The organism is Paenarthrobacter sp. FR1, from assembly GCF_051106045.1.
Classification (GTDB): domain Bacteria; phylum Actinomycetota; class Actinomycetes; order Actinomycetales; family Micrococcaceae; genus Arthrobacter; species Arthrobacter nitroguajacolicus_A.
This window is the reverse complement of the sequence record NZ_JBPFSF010000008.1, coordinates 208,244-225,739: the sequence shown is the minus strand read 5'-3', so window position 1 is coordinate 225,739 and position 17,496 is coordinate 208,244. Positions and strand designations below refer to the sequence as shown.

The 17,496-nt window shown below is 64.4% G+C and carries 12 protein-coding genes, 1 rRNA gene and 2 pseudogenes; 11 read left to right on the top strand and 4 right to left on the bottom strand.

Annotation, left to right across the window (positions count from 1 at the left end):
• Nucleotides 1-7: 7 nt before the first annotated feature.
• The 5 genes from rrf (at nt 8) to ACR30Z_RS16500 (ending at nt 5,668) form a co-directional block, all read left to right on the top strand.
• Nucleotides 8-124, top strand: a 5S ribosomal RNA gene (rrf, locus tag ACR30Z_RS16520).
• Between the two features lie 109 nt (nt 125-233).
• Nucleotides 234-791, top strand: coding sequence for a GNAT family N-acetyltransferase (locus ACR30Z_RS16515; RefSeq protein WP_434373611.1), 558 nt, complete (start codon nt 234-236; stop codon nt 789-791).
• A gap of 205 nt (nt 792-996) precedes the next feature.
• Nucleotides 997-1,284, top strand: coding sequence for an HU family DNA-binding protein (locus ACR30Z_RS16510; RefSeq protein ID WP_011776355.1), 288 nt, complete (start codon nt 997-999; stop codon nt 1,282-1,284).
• Between the two features lie 125 nt (nt 1,285-1,409).
• Nucleotides 1,410-3,695, top strand: coding sequence for a cytochrome c oxidase assembly protein (locus ACR30Z_RS16505; RefSeq protein WP_434373610.1), 2,286 nt, complete (start codon nt 1,410-1,412; stop codon nt 3,693-3,695).
• The gene (locus tag ACR30Z_RS16500; protein WP_434373609.1) at nt 3,695-5,668 is read left to right on the top strand and encodes an NHL domain-containing thioredoxin family protein; all 1,974 of its coding nucleotides are present in this window, start codon (nt 3,695-3,697) and stop codon (nt 5,666-5,668) included. Before ACR30Z_RS16505 ends, ACR30Z_RS16500 begins: the two co-directional genes overlap by 1 nt.
• 141 nt (nt 5,669-5,809) lie before the next feature.
• Here the strand turns inward: ACR30Z_RS16500 and ACR30Z_RS16495 are convergent, their stop codons facing one another.
• The 4 genes and pseudogenes from ACR30Z_RS16495 to ACR30Z_RS16480 all read right to left on the bottom strand — a co-directional run.
• Nucleotides 5,810-6,838 (bottom strand): hypothetical protein, encoded by a 1,029-nt coding sequence (locus ACR30Z_RS16495; protein ID WP_434373619.1) that lies wholly within the window; start codon nt 6,836-6,838, stop codon nt 5,810-5,812.
• Nucleotides 6,839-6,953: 115 nt separating this feature from the next.
• The gene (locus ACR30Z_RS16490; RefSeq protein ID WP_434373608.1) at nt 6,954-8,660 is read right to left on the bottom strand and encodes a helicase HerA-like domain-containing protein; all 1,707 of its coding nucleotides are present in this window, start codon (nt 8,658-8,660) and stop codon (nt 6,954-6,956) included.
• A 9-nt stretch (nt 8,661-8,669) separates the two neighbouring features.
• Nucleotides 8,670-9,188 carry a GNAT family N-acetyltransferase gene (locus ACR30Z_RS16485; RefSeq protein ID WP_144649132.1) on the bottom strand — a complete coding sequence of 173 codons (519 nt, stop codon included), beginning with the start codon at nt 9,186-9,188 and terminating at the stop codon, nt 8,670-8,672.
• A gap of 162 nt (nt 9,189-9,350) precedes the next feature.
• Nucleotides 9,351-11,255 (bottom strand): annotated as a pseudogene (locus ACR30Z_RS16480) (FAD/NAD(P)-binding protein); the annotation flags it as partial.
• Between the two features lie 288 nt (nt 11,256-11,543).
• On the opposite strand from ACR30Z_RS16480, the gene ACR30Z_RS16475 reads away from it, so the two are divergent.
• From ACR30Z_RS16475 to ACR30Z_RS16450, 6 genes and pseudogenes are all read left to right on the top strand, one after another.
• Entirely contained in the window at nt 11,544-12,509 is a 966-nt protein-coding gene (locus ACR30Z_RS16475) for an amino acid ABC transporter permease (protein ID WP_175538632.1), read from the top strand.
• Nucleotides 12,506-13,417 (top strand): amino acid ABC transporter ATP-binding protein, encoded by a 912-nt coding sequence (locus ACR30Z_RS16470; protein ID WP_434373607.1) that lies wholly within the window; start codon nt 12,506-12,508, stop codon nt 13,415-13,417. Before ACR30Z_RS16475 ends, ACR30Z_RS16470 begins: the two co-directional genes overlap by 4 nt.
• A 10-nt stretch (nt 13,418-13,427) precedes the next feature.
• Complete coding sequence (locus tag ACR30Z_RS16465; RefSeq protein WP_434373605.1) at nt 13,428-14,447, top strand: ABC transporter substrate-binding protein; 1,020 nt, start codon at nt 13,428-13,430, stop codon at nt 14,445-14,447.
• Nucleotides 14,444-15,610, top strand: a complete 1,167-nt coding sequence (locus ACR30Z_RS16460) for an LLM class flavin-dependent oxidoreductase (protein WP_144649135.1) — start codon at nt 14,444-14,446, stop codon at nt 15,608-15,610. The genes ACR30Z_RS16465 and ACR30Z_RS16460 overlap by 4 nt, the downstream gene beginning before the upstream one ends.
• Nucleotides 15,594-16,438 (top strand): annotated as a pseudogene (locus tag ACR30Z_RS16455) (DUF1684 domain-containing protein). Before ACR30Z_RS16460 ends, ACR30Z_RS16455 begins: the two are co-directional and overlap by 17 nt.
• Nucleotides 16,435-17,493 (top strand): LLM class flavin-dependent oxidoreductase, encoded by a 1,059-nt coding sequence (locus tag ACR30Z_RS16450; protein ID WP_434373604.1) that lies wholly within the window; start codon nt 16,435-16,437, stop codon nt 17,491-17,493. The pseudogene ACR30Z_RS16455 and the gene ACR30Z_RS16450 overlap by 4 nt, the downstream one beginning before the upstream one ends.
• Nucleotides 17,494-17,496 lie beyond the last annotated feature (3 nt).

Sequence of the window (17,496 nt, the reverse complement as noted above, 5' to 3'; positions counted from 1 at the left end):
ACAGAGTTACGGCGGTCATAGCGTGGGGGAAACGCCCGGTCCCATTCCGAACCCGGAAGCTAAGACCCACAGCGCCGATGGTACTGCACCCGGGAGGGTGTGGGAGAGTAGGACACCGCCGGACAACCATTCGAAGAGCCCCGACCACAGGTCGGGGCTCTTCACCTTTAACACCCACACAACAAGCAGGCAGACCCCGGGCCCGCTAACCCTGAGCCACCGGTAGAGTTGGGATGAATCTCACGCGTGCCCTGACCATCGCTTCACCGGGGGACGAACAGGTCCTCATACGTCCGCTGGAAGTCTCGGACGCCGACGCGCTGGCCGCTGCCTACCTCCGGAACCGTGAACACCTGGCGCCATGGGAGCCTAAACACGCCGAGCCTTTCTTCACCACAGCCGGACAAGAGTCGGTGATTCAGGACAAACTTGCGCTCTCAGAAGCAGGCAGTGAGTTGCCCTGGGTGGTGGCAACCGGCAAGGACATCATCGGCATGATCACCCTCACGGGGATCGTCCGCGGACCGTTCTTGAATGCCAACCTCGGTTACTGGATCGATGAGGCGTGGACCGGTCGGGGCGCAGCGTCAGGTGCGGTATCCGCCGTCGTGATGATGGCCGCGGAAGACCTTGGACTCCATCGCATCCAGGCCGCCACCTTGGTCCACAACGGAGCGTCCCAGGCTGTGCTGAAGAGGTGCGGCTTCGAGAAGATTGGGCTGGCATCGGACTACCTGCGGATTGCCGGAGAGTGGCAGGATCACGTCTTGTTTCAACGCATTCTTTTCTGACCGGCAACAGCAGCCCACGCCGTAGGGTACGCCAAGGGCGTAAAGAGGCCCTAAAAACCCCGAAAATCCGGTGATTTTGGTCAAAAAGGCGCGGAAACACGCGGAATTTGCTGGCCATGCCAGCCCAAGCTGGTAAGTTTTCGAACAGTGGCTTGCTCGCATTCCGCTTGAAAGCTCAAAAACGTATGAGTCCAGGAGGACGTAAATGGCTAAGAACCGTAGTGAACTCGTTGCAGAGGTAGCAGGCAAGGCTGGCACCAGCCAGGCAGCAGTCAACTCCGTGCTCGATGCACTGTTCGAAGTTTTCGAGACTTCTGTCGCCGCTGGCGAAAAGATCACCATCCCGGGCTGGCTCGCAGTTGAGCGCACCGACCGTGCAGCTCGCACCGGCCGCAACCCGCAGACCGGCGAGACCATCCAGATCGCAGCCGGCCACAGCGTCAAGCTGACCGCTGGCTCCAAGCTGAAGGCAGCTGTCGCCAAGAAGAAGTAACTTCTCTTCGGCGAACGCCTGGAAGGGACGGCAACCTGTTGGTTGCCGTCCCTTCTGCTTTTGAGTTAATGCACATAGCGCCCTCCCGATTCGCAGCCCGGCGGCAGGTAGCGGACAATGGATAAGTGCCATCAGCAAGAAGTTCCGCAACTGCCCCTTCGCCTGCTCCCAAGCCGGGAGCGCGGGGAGGGACTGCAGTCGCGGGCATTTCGCTTCCGTGGCAGCTTGCCGGCCTGGCAGTACTGTTCCTGGCACTTGCCGCAGCACTGATCTTCTCGGGAGCCTCAGCCGCACGCCAGGTTTCCGACCCCGGCGCCTTGGTCCGGTGGGGACTTCCCTTTGCGAAGGCCATCCACAACGTGTCTGTGGCCACGGTGGTTGGCGGCTTGATCTTCGCCGTCGGCATCCTGCCCAAGAACCTCGGCGGATCGCGATCACGCGAGAAGGACCTTGACGCGCCCGAGCATCCAGCCTTCGCGCGCGCACTCGCAGTAGCCGCTGCCGCCGGCGCGGCATGGACGTTGTCCGCCGTCGCGGTCCTCGTCCTCACCTACGCAGACGTCGCCGGCCAGAGTCTTTCCGGCGATGCCGAGTTCACCCGCTCGCTGGTGTATTTCATGACCGACATCGAGACAGGCAAGGCTTGGCTCGCCGTCACCATCATCGCGGCCGTGGTAACCACTGCGCTGTTCGGGGTCCGTTCGTTGACCGGGCTCGCGTTCACGCTCCTGCTGGCCCTCATCGGCCTGATTCCCACTGCCCTCATCGGTCACTCCTCGAGCTCCAGCGACCACGAGGGTGCCATCAATTCCTTGGGCCTCCACCTGGTGGGTGTCTCCACGTGGGTGGGCGGCATCATCATGCTGGCGGTCCTCTCGGGGATTCTCACAGGGACCAGGAGCAAGGGAACCCAGGACATCACGGAACAGACGCTGAGGCGCTTCTCGTCCTTGGCGGGCTTCGCCTTTGTCTTGGTCTTCGCCTCGGGCGTGATCAACGCAGCCATCAGGGTCACCAACCCCGCCGACCTTTTCGGCTCACCCTACGGCCAACTCATCCTTGCGAAATCGCTGGCCACGCTGGTGCTGGGTGGTATCGGGTTCATGCACCGGCAGTGGGTCATTCCGCAGCTCGGCAAGAACGGGTCCATGTCTGCCCGCCGCGTGCTGTGGCAGCTGGTTTTGGTTGAACTGCTGGTGATGGGCGCGACGTCGGGACTCGCCGTTGCGCTGGGGCGATCGGCTCCGCCGCAGCCCACCACCTACGCACCGGATGCGTCGCCGTCGTTCATTCTCTCCGGCTACGAACTGCCGCCTGAACTCACCCCCGAGCGCTGGCTCACGGAATGGCGCTTCGACTGGCTGTGGGTGGGTGTAGCGCTGTTCGGTGCTGTGACCTACATCCTCGGCATCGTCAAGGTACGCAGGCGTGGCGACAAGTGGTCCTGGTTCCGCACGGTGAACTGGCTGATCGGCCTGATCGTGCTCACGTACATCACCTCCGGTCCGCCCGCCGTCTACGGACGGGTGCTGTTCTCCGCGCACATGGTGGACCACATGGCCCTCACCATGGTGGCGCCTATCTTCCTGGTCCTCGGCGCCCCGGTGACCCTTGCTCTTCGTGCACTTCCGGCCAGGGGCGAAGGCGCCCACGGTTCGCGCGGCCTGCGGGAGTGGTTGCTGCTGTTCGTGCATTCCAAGTTCTCGCAGGTAGTGACGCACCCGTTGTTCGCCGCGGCAAACTTTGCGGGTTCCATTGTCCTGTTCTACTACTCGGATCTCTTCGGCTTGGCGATGCGTGAGCACGTGGGTCACGAACTCATGAACCTCCACTTCCTGCTGACGGGCTACATCTTCGTGCTGAGCATGATCGGCAGCGATCCGCTGCCTCGTCGCGCTCCGTACCCGATGCGCTTGTTGCTCCTGCTGGCCACCATGGGCTTCCACGCCTTCTTCGGAGTGGCCATCATGGGCGGCACCGGGTTGCTTGCCGCTGACTACTTCGGAAACCTTGGCCGAGCCTGGGGGCCGTCAGCCATCGGAGACCAGCAATTGGGCGGTGCCGTGGCCTGGGGCATCGGCGAAGTACCTACGTTGCTGGTGGCGATTGGCGTGGCCGTGATGTGGTCGCGTTCGGACGAACGGGAGACCCGCAGGGTGGATCGGGCAGCCGACAGGAATAACGACGCCGATCTCAGTGCTTACAACGATATGTTTGCCCGGCTTGCTGACCGCGACGCCAAGATGGCCGGCCGAACAGCCCAAGCCACCCGGACGGCCACGGCCGAACCCACCCGGACGGTCACGGCCGAACACTCCGCCAACGACAGCGCACCGGAGCAAGATGGCGCGGTCCAGCCGGACAGCACCACCGGGCAGAACGAACGAAACACCAAGCTGGAAGGACGCTGATGAGCGAAACCGTACGTACCCAACACCGGGTCCGGGCCTCCGAACTGGAGGGCCGCGGCTGGCTCAACACGGGCGGCAAATCCCTGGACCTCGAGTCCTTGCGCGGAAAGATCGTGCTGCTCGACTTCTGGACCTTCTGCTGCATCAACTGCCTGCACGTGCTGGATGAGCTGCGCCCCCTCGAGGAAAAGTACTCGGACGTCCTGGTGACGGTCGGCGTGCATTCGCCCAAGTTCGAGCATGAGGCGGATCCCGTGGCACTGGCATCCGCTGTTGAGCGCTACGAAATCCACCACCCGGTCCTGGATGATCCCGAGCTCGCCACGTGGAAGGCCTACACAGCCCGTGCATGGCCAACCCTGGTTGTGGTGGATCCCGAGGGCTACATCGTGGCCCACCTTTCCGGTGAAGGCCACGCAGACGGACTGGCAGTCCTGCTGGAGGAACTCGTGGCTGAGCACGAAGCCAAGGGGACCCTCCACCGCGGTAACGGTCCGTACGTGGCGCCGGTGCCGACGTCGGGCACTTTGCGTTTCCCCGGAAAGGCCACGCAGCTCGCCAACGGCAACTACCTGGTGGTGGACTCCGGCCACCACCGCTTGGTGGAGCTACGCCCCGACTTGGAGACCGTGGAGCGCGTCATCGGCTCCGGCACCAAGGGGTACTTGGACGGACAATCGGAGATCGCACAGTTCAACGAACCTCAGGGCGTGACCCTGCTGCCGTCGGAACTCGCCTGGAAGCTGGGCTACGACGCCGTGGTCGCCGATACCGTCAACCACCGCCTGCGGGGAGTCACGCTGAGCTCGGGTTACGTGCAGACGCTCGCCGGCAACGGCGTGCAGCGACTGCTCGACGCTGGTCCCGCCCGCGTGACGGACACGGGCGCAGGCACCTGGTCTGAACACCACGACGGCGGTCCGGACGACTTTGCTGCCGACGCCATCGATGTTGGGGCGCTGGGTCTCGGTACCGAGGTTTCCCTGTCCTCGCCATGGGATGTGGTGTGGAGCGAAAAGTTGCAGCGCGTTGTCATCGCGATGGCCGGAACGCACCAGATCTTCGCTTTCGACCCCTTGGCCAACGAGGTTTCCATCCTTGCCGGCTCCGGGCTTGAGGGCCTGCTGGATGGCAAGGCCGAGGAAGCCTGGTTCGCCCAGTCGTCAGGCCTGGCGATCGACGGCGAAGACAACATCTGGGTGGCTGACTCGGAAACGTCGTCATTGCGTCGCTTGGTTGTCAGCGATTCGGGCGTGACCGTGGAGACCGCAGTAGGCAAGGGCCTGTTCGATTTCGGGTTCCGTGACGGTGCAGCCGGTGAAGCGCGACTCCAGCACCCCCTGGGGGTCACCGTACTGCCGGACAACTCCGTAGCCATCGCCGACACCTATAACGGTGCCGTGCGCCGGTACGACCCCGCTACCAAGTCTGTTTCCACGTTGGCCAGGGGCCTCGCTGAGCCCAGTGACGTGGTGGTGGTTCAGGTGGAAGGCAGCGATCCGCTGCTGATCGTGGTGGAGTCCAACAAGCACCAGCTTGTCCTGGTGCCGATTCCCAAGGAAGCCCAGCAGGTGGATGAGGGTGCGTCGCAGACGCACCGGCCAAAGAGCCCGGTCACGCCAGGAAACCTGGAGCTCGCAGTCCGGTTCAAGGCTCCCACTGGACAGAAGCTGGATGACCGCTGGGGTGACCCGACGCAGTTGAAGATTTCCTCCACGCCGCCTGAACTGCTGGTCTCTGGAGGCGGGACGTCTGTGGGACTGTTGCGCACCCTTGAGTTGTCCGCCGATGTTCCGGAGGGCATCCTGCACATCACTGCCCGGGCTGCTGCCTGTGACGGACCCGAGACTGAAGACGGCGAAATCCCGGACCACGCAGCCTGCCACCTCTACCAGCAGGACTGGGGCATCCCTGTGATCCTGCAGGCAGACGGTGAATCCGAGCTGGTGCTGGACCTGCGCGGCATGGACTAAGCCTTATTGATTGACATGGCCCGGGTTGCCCCTCAGGGGATAGCCCGGGCCATTCTCATGCTGTCGGTCTTGTCAGGAACGGTCTTGTCAGGAATACCCTGGTCAGGAATGGTGCCCCGTCAAACGTGGGCGGCACGACGACTAGAACGTCAGCAGCGGGGTGACCGTCACGGTGTCTTTGCTGGTGTCCAGTTGTGTGGTGAAGCTGAAATCGTGCTCCACGTTGAGGTCCTTGCCGAAGCCGGTGAACAGATCGATCTCCCTGGCGGTCAGCTTGGCCTTGCCGTTCAAAGGCGCCACCACCCATTTGCCGCCGAAGGGCTCGATGGTGATTTTGGGGTAATCCGTGATTTCCCATTTGATGGTTCCGTCCACGACGCGCGCGTTACTGGCGTGGTAGAACGGGCAGTCGGGCTGGAGGCGCTGTTGCTCTGTTGCTTGGGCGGCGCAGGTGTCCAGGAACTCGCGGACCTTCCCGGCGACGGCCTCGTTCAGGGCCTTCGTGGAGCGGGTCTGCAGGTTCAGGGGCGCCAAGCCGCCATCGCGGGTGGTCACCAGGGCCGACGCAGCGGGGGCTTCGAAGTAGGTGCCGTTCAGGCTTGCCTCGTACTTGCCGGGGAAGAACACGGCGAAAGTGTTGCGGCCATTGGGCATGTTTACGGGCACACCGTTGAGCGTGGCCTCGCTGGAGTTGACCACGGTGACGTCAATGGTGGGCAGCGTGGTGGGCACGAACGCCCACTTCCCGAAGAACAGCCACTGTGTCCCGGTCCGTTCCATCAGGAACTCGGTGTGGAGTCGGCTGCCGTCCAAGGTGTAGTCGACGGGCACGGCCATCCGGTTGTTGCCCCGTGCTTCGGGGTTGCCCACCTTGACGTCCGACATCTTGGAAGCGGCAGTTTGCAAGGCCGTCCCGTCGAGCATGGCGGCGTTGGCGCTGGGGACTTTAGCGCGGAGCAGTCCAAGTGCCTGCTCGCCTTCGCCCTTCTGCAGGGCTTCCAGATACTCCTTGACGGGCTGCTGGGGACTGGCAACGGACGAGCTCACCAAGTTGATGCAGACGATGGCCCCGGCGGCAGCAAGCATTAGACCGAGCAGCCATCCGGCTGCGGTCTTGACGAATGCTTGACTCAACTGCACGCCCTTTACGTTACCTGCCGCGGCAGCAATCGCTGTGCAGGAAGACCTCCGATTGACTTATATCCATCGTGTGGAGAAGGCTCGACGGCGGGCGGCAGCACGCGGTGCCGCCACCCGTCGTCGTGGTTGTGGGAGCCCGGAAGGGCTAGCGGCGACGCCGTGAGGAGGTGCCGAAGACACCCCGCATGAGATCGCGGCCGAGCTGAGTCCCCATGGAACGGACCATGCTCTTGAGCCCACCGCCCAAGGCTCCACCAAGCGCCCCTGCGATGTCCCCGAACATTCCGTCCTGCTGGGGGGCTTGTTGCGGAGCAGGGGCGGGGGCCGGGGGCGCCGGGTACGACTCGGGTGTCGAACTCCGTGAGCTCGGGCGGCCGAGGATTTCCTCCTCGATGCGGCGTGCCTCGGCGTCGATGTCGGCCTGGGAGGCGCCCGATGAGGAAGCTGGTACCGGCGGCAACCCCGGCGCAGCGTCCCCAGTGGGCACTGCGGTGTTGCCGTTGAGTTTCTCGTAGGCCGAGAGGTTGTCCACTGCCGTGCCGTATTTCACCAACAGCGAGGACGCAGCCACCGTGCTGGTGACCAGTTCGTCGGTGCTGGGCCCCATGACGGACTCCGGAGCCCGGAGTCGGGTCAAAGCCACTGGCGTGGGTGCGCCTTTCTCGTTCATGACGGTGATGACTGCCTCGCCAATGCCCGCGGAGGTGAGTGTTTTTTCCAGGTCGTAGTCGCTCACGGGGAACGTGGACACGGTGGCTTTGAGTGCTTTGGCGTCTTCGGGGGTGAAGGCTCGCAGGGCGTGCTGGATGCGGTTGGCCAGCTGGCCGAGGACGTCGGCAGGAACATCCTTGGGCGTTTGGGTGACGAAGAAGATGCCCACGCCCTTGGAACGGATGAGGCGCACGGTGGTGGTGATGGCTTCCAGGAAGGCCTTGGAGGCGCCGTTGAACAGAAGGTGGGCCTCGTCCAGGAAGAAGACCAGCTTGGGCTTGTCCAGGTCGCCGGCTTCGGGAAGATCCTCAAAAAGGTCCGCGAGGAGCCACATGAGGAACGTGGAGAACAGGAGCGGCTTGGTTTGCAACGTGGGGAGCTCGAGGCAGCTGATCACGCCGCGGCCGTCCGGGGCGGTGCGGAGAAGCTCGGCGGTATCGAATTCGGGTTCGCCGAAGAACTTCTCCATGCCCTGCGCTTCAAGGGTGACGAGCTCGCGCAGGATCACACCGGCCGTGGCCTTGGAGAGTCCGCCAAGGTTCTCCAGTTCTGCCTTGCCCTCGTCCGAGGTGAGGAACTGGATGACGGCGCGGAGGTCCTTGAGGTCGATCAGTTCCAGGTTGTTCTTGTCCGCGAAGTGGAAGATCAACTGGAGGCTGGATTCCTGGGTGTCGTTGAGGTCCATGATCCGGGAGAGCAGGATGGGCCCGAACGAAGTGATGGTGGCGCGGACAGGAATTCCGTGGCCGTCTCCGCCCAGCGAAAGGAACTCCACCGGGAAGTTCTTGGCCTGCCACTGCTGGCCGAGTGCCTCGGTACGTGCCAACAGCTTCTCACTGCCCGTGGCCGGCGTCGCCAGCCCGGACAGATCGCCCTTAATGTCTGCGAGGAAAACCGGAACGCCCGCCGTCGAAAGCTGTTCGGCGATCATGTGCAGGGTGACCGTCTTGCCCGTACCGGTGGCGCCGGCCACCAAGCCGTGGCGGTTCATCATGGCGAGGGGCAGGCGGACCTGCGCTTCCTTATGGATCTCGCCGTCAACGATTGCGGCGCCGAGTTCAATGGTGGCACCTTCCAAGGTGTACCCCTGCTGGATGGTGGCGAGTTTTTCGGCAGTTGTTGCGTTGGGTTCGTTGGCCATGCGGATAGCTTAGCTCTGCAAGGCAAGATCCTTGCTGAAGGCCAAATGCTTGATTTCTTCGGGGTCAGCGGCGAGGTCGAACAGCGCCCGGTAGCCAGTGGCAAGGTACAGATTCTTGGCCTCGGGTTGGCGCGGGCCGGTGGTCAGGTACAGCTTCCGGTACCCGCGGCGACGGGCTTCATTCTCCAGTTCAGTCAGAACCAGGCGGGCCAGGCCGCGGCGACGGTGTGCTGAATGGGTCCAGATCCGCTTGAGTTCGGCCGTGTGCTCGTCGTAGCGGCGGAAGGCGCCGCCGGCCACAGACTCGCCGTTTTCCTGGATGATGATCAGCGCTCCGTGCGGAGCTTCGAATTCCTCGGCCGGGTAGCGGCTCAATTCTTCCGCTGCGCCGCCTGTGCCGAACAGGTTGCCGTAGCGGGTCTCGTATTCGACGGCGAGCTCGTCCAGGAGCGGGCGAACGCGGGGATCGCGCATGGGAAGGCTGAGGACGGTAAGGCCCGACGTCGGCAGGGTGGGGGTGGTGGTCATGTCAGGCCTTTCGTAGGTGGAACCCAAGGAGGGGTCAGCTGATGGTGTAATGACGGTCCAGTGCGGCGTTTGCTGTCCCCTGGTTGGGATGGCTGGTTGGGATGGCTGGTTGGGAAGGGGCGCTGGTACTGAGGCTGAGGCACTCATGCCGGCCCCCTCCAGCGTGGCAGCAACGGTGGTCAGGAGCCGGCGCGCCAAGGCGTCGTTCTCCCTGAAGGGGGCGGCGTTGGTGTTGGGACGGGCGAACGCTCCCGCGCCCCAACCGGAGGTCCATGGGCCCACAGCAAATAAACCATTCTGTGGTGTACCAACAGGGGACAGGACCTGGTGATTCCCGGAGACCAGGAGTTTGCCGGTGGAGTGGGCGCCCTCAGAGGTGAGCAGCCTCTGTTCGGTGCCCCATCCGGCGTCGTGCAGGTTTGCCAAGGCGGGATTCGCTGAGCGTTCCACGGATGCAGACGGCAACCGCGCCTCAATGTAGGCCGACGCATCCACCACAACGGGCGACTGGAAAGACCCGGCCACGAACCGTCCAACGGACTCGTCCGTACGAACCCACATGCCCGGCCCCAGGAATTTCAGGAGTCCGGCACGGTGCAGGGCAAGCATCTCGCGGAGGCGGTGCGACGGCGGACCGGAGTCCACAAAGCTGAAGAATCCGTGCCACCAGCCGTGGATGGCCTGCTGGGAGCGGGCATTGAGCCGTTCCTGGGGGACCAGCCTGCCGAGGTCCATGTACACGAACAGCAATGCGGTGAACAGGGCCAGGGTTTCCGAATGGTCGGGGCTGGTGCGGAGGTTGAGGTCGTTCTGGATGTAGGCAGCTACGGAGCGCTGCACGGCGTCATGGTCGGCGAAAGCGCAGCCGCTGAGCGGGTGGTCAAGCTTCTCAAGATCGAGCCGCAACGCGGGGTCCGGCACGGAGAAGTTCACCAGTTCCTCCCGGGCGGCGCTGTACCAGTCGACGGCGTCGAACCGCGACTCGAAGCTGGTCCACGTCCCCAGGACCCGCTCCGGGTAACCGGTGAACAGCTCACGGTAGTACGCGTAGCCGGCGTCCTTGGCAATCAGCGGCCACAACTGCGTGCGGAAATCGAGCTCGTGGTGCTCCGCAAGCAGCGCGTCGATGGCATCAGCGGTGAAGTATCGCGGCCGCGCAATCGGCTCCCCGCGCAGGGTGGAGGAGATCTTGGAGTGGTACGGCACTCCGCGCCGTGACCCGGCCCAGACGCGCGGCTCGGCGCCGGAGGGCACATAGTCCAGTTCGCCGTCGGGCCTTTCTTCAAAGCGGCCACCCCGGCCCTCGAACAACAGCACCAGCAGGTCCACGAACGCCAAACCCATGCCGGCCACGATCACGTCCTGCCCGGCCTTGACCCCGCTGTAGTCCACGTCCGTGGTGTACGACGGCGGCGCATGGAACCCGCCGTGCCGGGCAGCGAACTCGCTGATCCGGGCTGACTCGTCGTCAAGGGCGGAGTCGGTGTGGCCCAACGCGTAAACCACGACGTCGGCCGTCACCTCCGCGCCGGAAGCCAGCCGCACGCGGTGCGCACCGGCGTCGGGGTTCGTAGCCGCTGCGGGCGCGACGGCGGTGGCCGTGTCCCGGTGGACGGTCACTGTCACGTCGGGGCCGAGACTGGCGACAGCCCGGCGGAAGAACCACTCAAGGTATTTGCTCTGCAGCTGCCGGGTGGGAAAGGACGCTGGCGTCAGGGAGCGGAGCTGTTCAAGCAGGTGCGGCTCCAGCGCAGGAACGTCCCGGATGGTGCCATCCAGCACACCCGCGGCCCAGCTGGACAGGCCGGGGCCGTCAAGGGACGGTCCATCGCAGGCAACAGAAGCGTCAGTGAACATGGTGACGTCCGCGGCGGTGGAGTTCAGGAGCAGGCCGGGATCCTGGTCGTAACGCCAGATCCTCCCGGAACCGGGTTCGTGGGGTTCGATGACGTGGAGGTGCAGGGGGCCCTCGAACAGCGCGGGCCGGTTGGCGGCCAATCGTTCGAGGACGCCGGCCGTGCGCGGGCCGCCGCCGATGAAGGCGATGGCGGGAACTCGTGACGGCATGGGATCTCCTGAAAAACAGTGGGTGGTGCAGCCCAATCTAGGGAGCTTGGGGGACGCCGGTCGAGCAGCGGGTAACCGCCGTTCACTGCACGTCACGCAACGTCAACGCACGCAAAACCACGACGCATAAGACGGCCGGTGTCAGCGATTGTGACGCCGTGAGAACCCCGAAGAAGCCGCGCGAAGTCCAGTGAAGAAGTGCAAATTCCCGCCTTGCTGCAGGGTTTGGCGCCGCCCTAGATTGGCAGCCATCCGATAGACAACAACCGATCTGAAATGAGGTGGCGCATGAGTGCAATCGCACCGCCTGCCACGGCGGACACTGCACCGCCCACCCCGGACTACTCCGAGTACAAGCTTGTCCCTGCCCGCCATCCGTGGCGATGGGTGGGCACCGTGCTGGTTGCCGCCGGTGTCGCTGCCATCGCCTGGTCGCTGGTCACCAACCCCCGCTGGGAGTGGGGAGTGGTGGCCGAGTGGTTCACGGCCCAGTCGGTGGTCAACGGACTCATCGAGACCCTGAAGCTCACAGCCATTTCCGGTGTGCTGGGCTTCGTGCTTGGCTTCATCCTCGCCCTCATGCGCTTGTCGGCCTCACCGCTGCTGGTTTCGGTGTCCTGGACGTTCTCCTGGATTTTCCGTTCGACGCCGCTGCTGGTCCAGCTCCTGCTTTGGTACAACCTGGGCTACCTCTACGAGAAGATCAGCTTGGGCATCCCCTTCACGGACGTCCGTTTCTTCGAAGCCCAAACCACCACGCTCATCAGCCAATTCGCCGCAGCTGTCCTGGGCCTCACGCTTAACCAGGCTGCCTACTCGGCGGAGATCATCCGCGGCGGCATCCTCTCCGTGGACCAAGGCCAGCTTGAGGCTGCGTCGGCTTTGGGCATCCCGGCGTGGAAGCGCTCCACCAGGATCGTGCTGCCGCAAGCCATGCGCGCCATTTTGCCCAACGCGTTCAACGAGATCATCGGGCTGGTCAAGGGCACCTCCATTGTTTACGTGTTGGCCTACTCCGAGCTCTTCTACACGGTCCAGGTCATTTACAACCGGACCCAGCAGGTGCTGCCGCTGCTGCTCGTCGCCACGCTCTGGTACGTGGTGATCACCTCGGTGCTGAGCGTCTTCCAGTACTACATTGAGCGCCACTTCTCCAAGGGCGCCCTCCGGACCCTGCCGCTCACGCCCCTGCAGAAGGCCCGGAAGTTCTTTGCCACCCACGTTGCCGCCTCTCCCACGAAGGACGCCCGATGAGCATCATCGCTGCACGCAAGGAATCCACCACCACGGCACAGGCCGCACACCAGACTCAGGCTGAAACTTCGGCTGCCGCATCAGCGGGCACGACGACGGCCCGGCCCGCCTCTGCTGACCAGCAAGCCACCCGTGGCCAGGTGGACATCGCCAACGTCCGCAAATCGTTCGGCGTCACCGAGGTCCTCAAGGGTGTTTCCTTGTCCGTTCCGCCGGGTGGCGTCGCTGTGATCGTCGGTCCGTCCGGCTCCGGCAAGTCCACCCTGCTCCGGACCATCAACCACTTGGAAAAGGTGGATGGCGGCTACATCACCATCGACGGCGAACTGGTGGGGTATGAGGTCCGCGGCAACAAGCTCCACGAACTGCGTGAGAAGGACATCCTCAAGCAGCGCACCCACATTGGCATGGTGTTCCAGAGCTTCAACCTGTTCCCGCACCTTACGGCGCTGGAGAACGTCATCGAGGCGCCGATCGTGGCGCAGAAGCGCTCCAAGGCCGAGGCCCGGAAGCGTGGCTTGGAACTCCTGGACCGCGTGGGCCTGAAGGACCGGGCCGACGCCTACCCGCGCCAGCTCTCCGGCGGCCAGCAGCAGCGCGTCGCGATTGCCCGTGCCCTGGCGCTCGATCCCAAGATCCTGCTCTTCGACGAGCCCACCTCCGCGCTGGACCCTGAACTCGTCAACGAGGTACTGGACGTCATCCGGGAACTCGCCAAGTCCGGCACAACGCTGATCATCGTGACCCACGAGATGGGCTTTGCCCGGGACGTCGCGGACACCGTGGTTTTCATGGACCAGGGACAGATCGTCGAAGCCGGCACACCGCAGGACATCTTCGCCAACCCCCGCGAAGAACGTACCCGCAGCTTCTTCTCCAAAGTCATCGAACCAGCTTTCAACATCTAGGACACCCTCCATGCTTCGCACTGCCCACGGCTTCGCCGCTCATGAAACAAAACCGCGCTCAATCAAAAGCAGGCTCCTGGCATTCGCTGTACTGCCCGCCGTCGTACTTCCTGCGCTGGCCGGGTGCTCCGATCCCGGGGCGTCGGCTGCCAAGCCGGAGTCGGAAGCTGCCAAGAACGGCATCGTCTACAACACCTCCGTTGACCAGAACCGGATCCGTGGAGAGAAGGACGCTGCCGCAGCAGGGGCCGTTCCCGCGGCCATCGCCAAGGACGGGAAACTGACCGTCGCCACCACGGCCGGCTCGATTCCGCTGTCCTTCCACGCCACGGACGACAAGACTCCCATCGGCGTGGAGGTGGACATCGCCCAGCTCGTGGCCGACAAGCTCGGCCTGGAACTGGACCTGCAGGTGACATCGTGGGAGAACTGGCCACTCAAGACCCAGTCCGGCGACTTCGAGGCCGTCTTCTCCAATGTGGGCATCAACGCCGCCCGCGTTAAGCTCTTCGACTTCTCCACCTACCGAGCCGCGTACATGGGTTTCGAGGCCAAGAAGAGTTCCAGTTATGACATCAAAGGCTCGGACGACATTTCCGGCCTGAAGATTTCCGTGGGCTCCGGCACCAACCAGGAGAAGATCCTGTTGGCCTGGAACAAGGAACTCGAGGCCAAGGGCAAGGCGCCAGCGGTCCTGCAGTACTACTCGTCCGATGCCGACACCATCCTGGCACTCTCCTCAGGCCGCACCGACTTGAACCTGGCTCCGTACCCGTCCGTGACGTATCGCGAGAACACCCGCGACGACCTGAAGGTAGTGGGCAAGGTCAACGCAGGCTGGCCCGCCGAGACGCTGGTGGCAGCCACCACCCTCAAGGGCAACGGCCTGGCCCCGGCCATCACCGAAGCCCTGAACTCCACCATCAAGGACGGTTCCTACGGCAAGGTCCTGGAACGCTGGGGCCTGTCGGAAGAAGCCGTGCCGGAATCCAAGACTGTCACCGAAGCTACTTTCGGAGCAGGCAAGTGAAGTTCCAAGTCCTTGACATCATCCCGCACGTGAAGAACCCGGTGACGGGGGAGATCGTCTCCACCGCCGACCGGCTCAACCAGGTGGTGGAAACGGCTCGCCGCGCGGAGGAACTGGGCTTCGACAGCTTCTCCGTGGGGGAGCGTCACGCCGGCGAATTCGTCTCGTCATCCCCGACGACGGTCCTCGCCGCAATTGCCGCCGTCACCGGCCGCATCCGCCTCCAGACCGGTGTCACCGTGCTCTCCGTTCTGGACCCTGTGCGCGTGGCCGAGGACTACGCCACCATCGACCAACTGAGTCGAGGCCGCCTGGAACTGGTGATCGGCAAGGGCAACGAGGTGCTGCAATATCCGCTTTTTGGCCTGTCCCTGGACGAGCAATGGGATCTGCTCGCCGAGAAATATGCGCTGCTTCGCACGCTGTGGCGTAAGGAAAGCGTCACATGGTCGGGTCGCTTCAGGCCCGCGCTCACCGAACCAACGACGACGACGCCCCGCCCGTTCGCGGGGTCACCCCGGATTTGGCACGGCTCGGCTACAACGCTGACGTCCGCTGCGCTCGCCGCCAAATGGGGTGATCCGCTGTTCACGGCCAACGCCATCCAGCCGCGCGGGAACTACAAGGTCCTGATCGACCATTACCGCGAAGAGTACGAGCGCCACGGGCACGATCCTCGGCACCAGTACCTCGGCTCGGGCAGCGGCGCCGGCGGGGTGTTCATCGCGGACACCACGCAGGAAGCCATCCGCCAGTACGGCCCGGTCTATGAGGCACTTACCGCCAGCCGTAACGTCCCCGGCAACAACTCGCCGTTCCGCGATATCCAGCACGCCGTGGCAGAAGGCCCGGCCCTGGTGGGCAGCCCCGAGCAGGTCATCGACAAGATCCTCAGCTACCACACGCTGTACAACCACGATCTCCAGTCGATCTCCCTGCCCACCACGCTGCCCTTTGAACAGCAGCTCGAGATCCTGGAACGCTTCGCGCTGGAAGTCATTCCGGCCGTCCGAGCTTCTGCGCCGAGCACCTTGTGGGAAACCGAAGACCCCTTCGGTGGCCGGCCGGAGTTTGCCGGGGCCACCGAAGCCGACGCCGCAGCAACCGTCACCGCAGACCACGCCTTCAACAGGAGCGATACCGCCAATGTCTACGCACACTAATAGCGCTACGCACGCCGCATCCGCACTCGAAGCCTTTGACGAGGAATGGCAGGAATGGCACGACGCCCATGAGCGTCACCGTGCCCACCCGCATGGCTTCCTCGCCGTGACGCACCTGCACTGGCTGACCGGGGACGCGACCCGGCTGGAAGGTGCGCCCGGCACCTGGAGTGCGGGAGACGACGTCGTACGGGTTGTCCTGGAACCGGGCGAGAGCCTGCAGCAGGACGGCGTGGAACTGAACACCGGCACTCCTCTTGAGCTTGGGCCGATCGAAGAACGCGGCGGGATCAACCTGGTCTCGGGCGATGCGGTGATCGAGGTGGCCAAGCGTGGCGGCGAGTATATCGTTCGGCCGCGCAACCCTTCGAATGCCCTCTTGCAGGAGTATCAGGGGACCCCCGCCTACACCCCGAACGCGGCATTCGCCGTTGCCGGAACCTTTGTGCCCTTCGAGGCTCCGCGACCCACTACGGTGGGTGCCGCCGTCGAAGGTATCCAGCACGTGTACGAAGCTCCGGGCGAGATTCGCTTCAAGCTGGCCGGCGAGGAGCTCGCGCTGACGGCCTTCAACGGCCACGCTCCCGGTTCACTGTCCGTGCTGTTCACCGACCAGACCTCCGGCAAGACCACCTACGCGGCCAACCGTTCGCTGTCCGTGGTCCCCGCCGCCGACGGCACGGTGCAGCTCGACTTCAATCGGGCCGTGAACCTGCCGTGCGCCTACACCGACCTTGCCACCTGCCCGCTGCCGCCCGCCGAAAACCGCCTTCCGGTGGCCGTCGAAGCCGGCGAAAGATCCCCTACGAACGTCAGGACCAGAAGTGAGCAATGCTGAGAAGGCCGGATTCCTGGCCATTGAACTCGATGGCGCCGGGTATGAGAACCTTGCCCGCACCGTCCTCGCCGCCGAATCCGCCGGCTTCCACGTGGCAACCTTCAAGGACGCCCCGGAAGCCGGGCGGGCCAACGCCCTGCAGCGGGCAGCGTTTGCCGGTCCCGTAACGCGCACCATCGCCGTGGTTCCGGAAGTGGACACCGTCTATACGGAGCCGTTCCACATCTCCACGCAGCTCGCCAGCTTGGACTACGTATCCGGTGGCCGTGCCGGGTGGATCGCCACCGCAGTCGAAGCGCCCGAGGCCGCTGCCGCCGTCGGACGTTCTTACGTTGAAGGCGACGCCCTGGCCCAGGAAGCCGCTGCGTCCATCGAGGTCGGCCGCCGATTGTGGGACTCCTGGGAGGACGACGCCGTGATCCGCGATGTTGCTACCGGCCGCTACATCGACGTGGACAAGCTGCACTACGTGGACTTCGAAACCCCGGAGGACTTCCACGGCGCCGCCTATTCCGTGAAGGGCCCGTCCATCATCCCGAGGCCGCTTCAGGGCCAGCTTCCGGTGCTCGCCGCTGCGTCACTGGTAGGCGAGGGCCTGGTGCCCGCTGACGCCGTGGACGCAGTGCTCGTCACCGCCCCCACTGCGGAGCTGCTCGCAGGCGAGGTTCGCGACGTTCGGGCCCGCCTCGGTGCCGGCGTCGCGATTGTGGCGGAGCTCGACGTCGTCCTGGACGCGCGCGGGCAGGCTGCAGCCTCTCGTTCGGTAGCCGCTCAGGGCGACCGGGCGGGCTTTGTTGGCTCGGCAGCCGGTCTCGCCGAGCTTCTCGACTCACTTCTTCGAGAAGCCGACGGAGTCCGCCTCCACCCGGCCGTTCTGGACGTGGAACTCGAAGAACTGTCACGGCGTGTTCTTCCGGAACTGCGCCGCCGAGGTTCACTGCGGCCGCCCATCCAGGACGGCACGTTCCGCGATGTGCTGGGACTGGGACCGGCGGAGAACCGCTATTCGACGTCTGCCGCGGCTATTGCCGCCGCCGGAAAGTAAGGA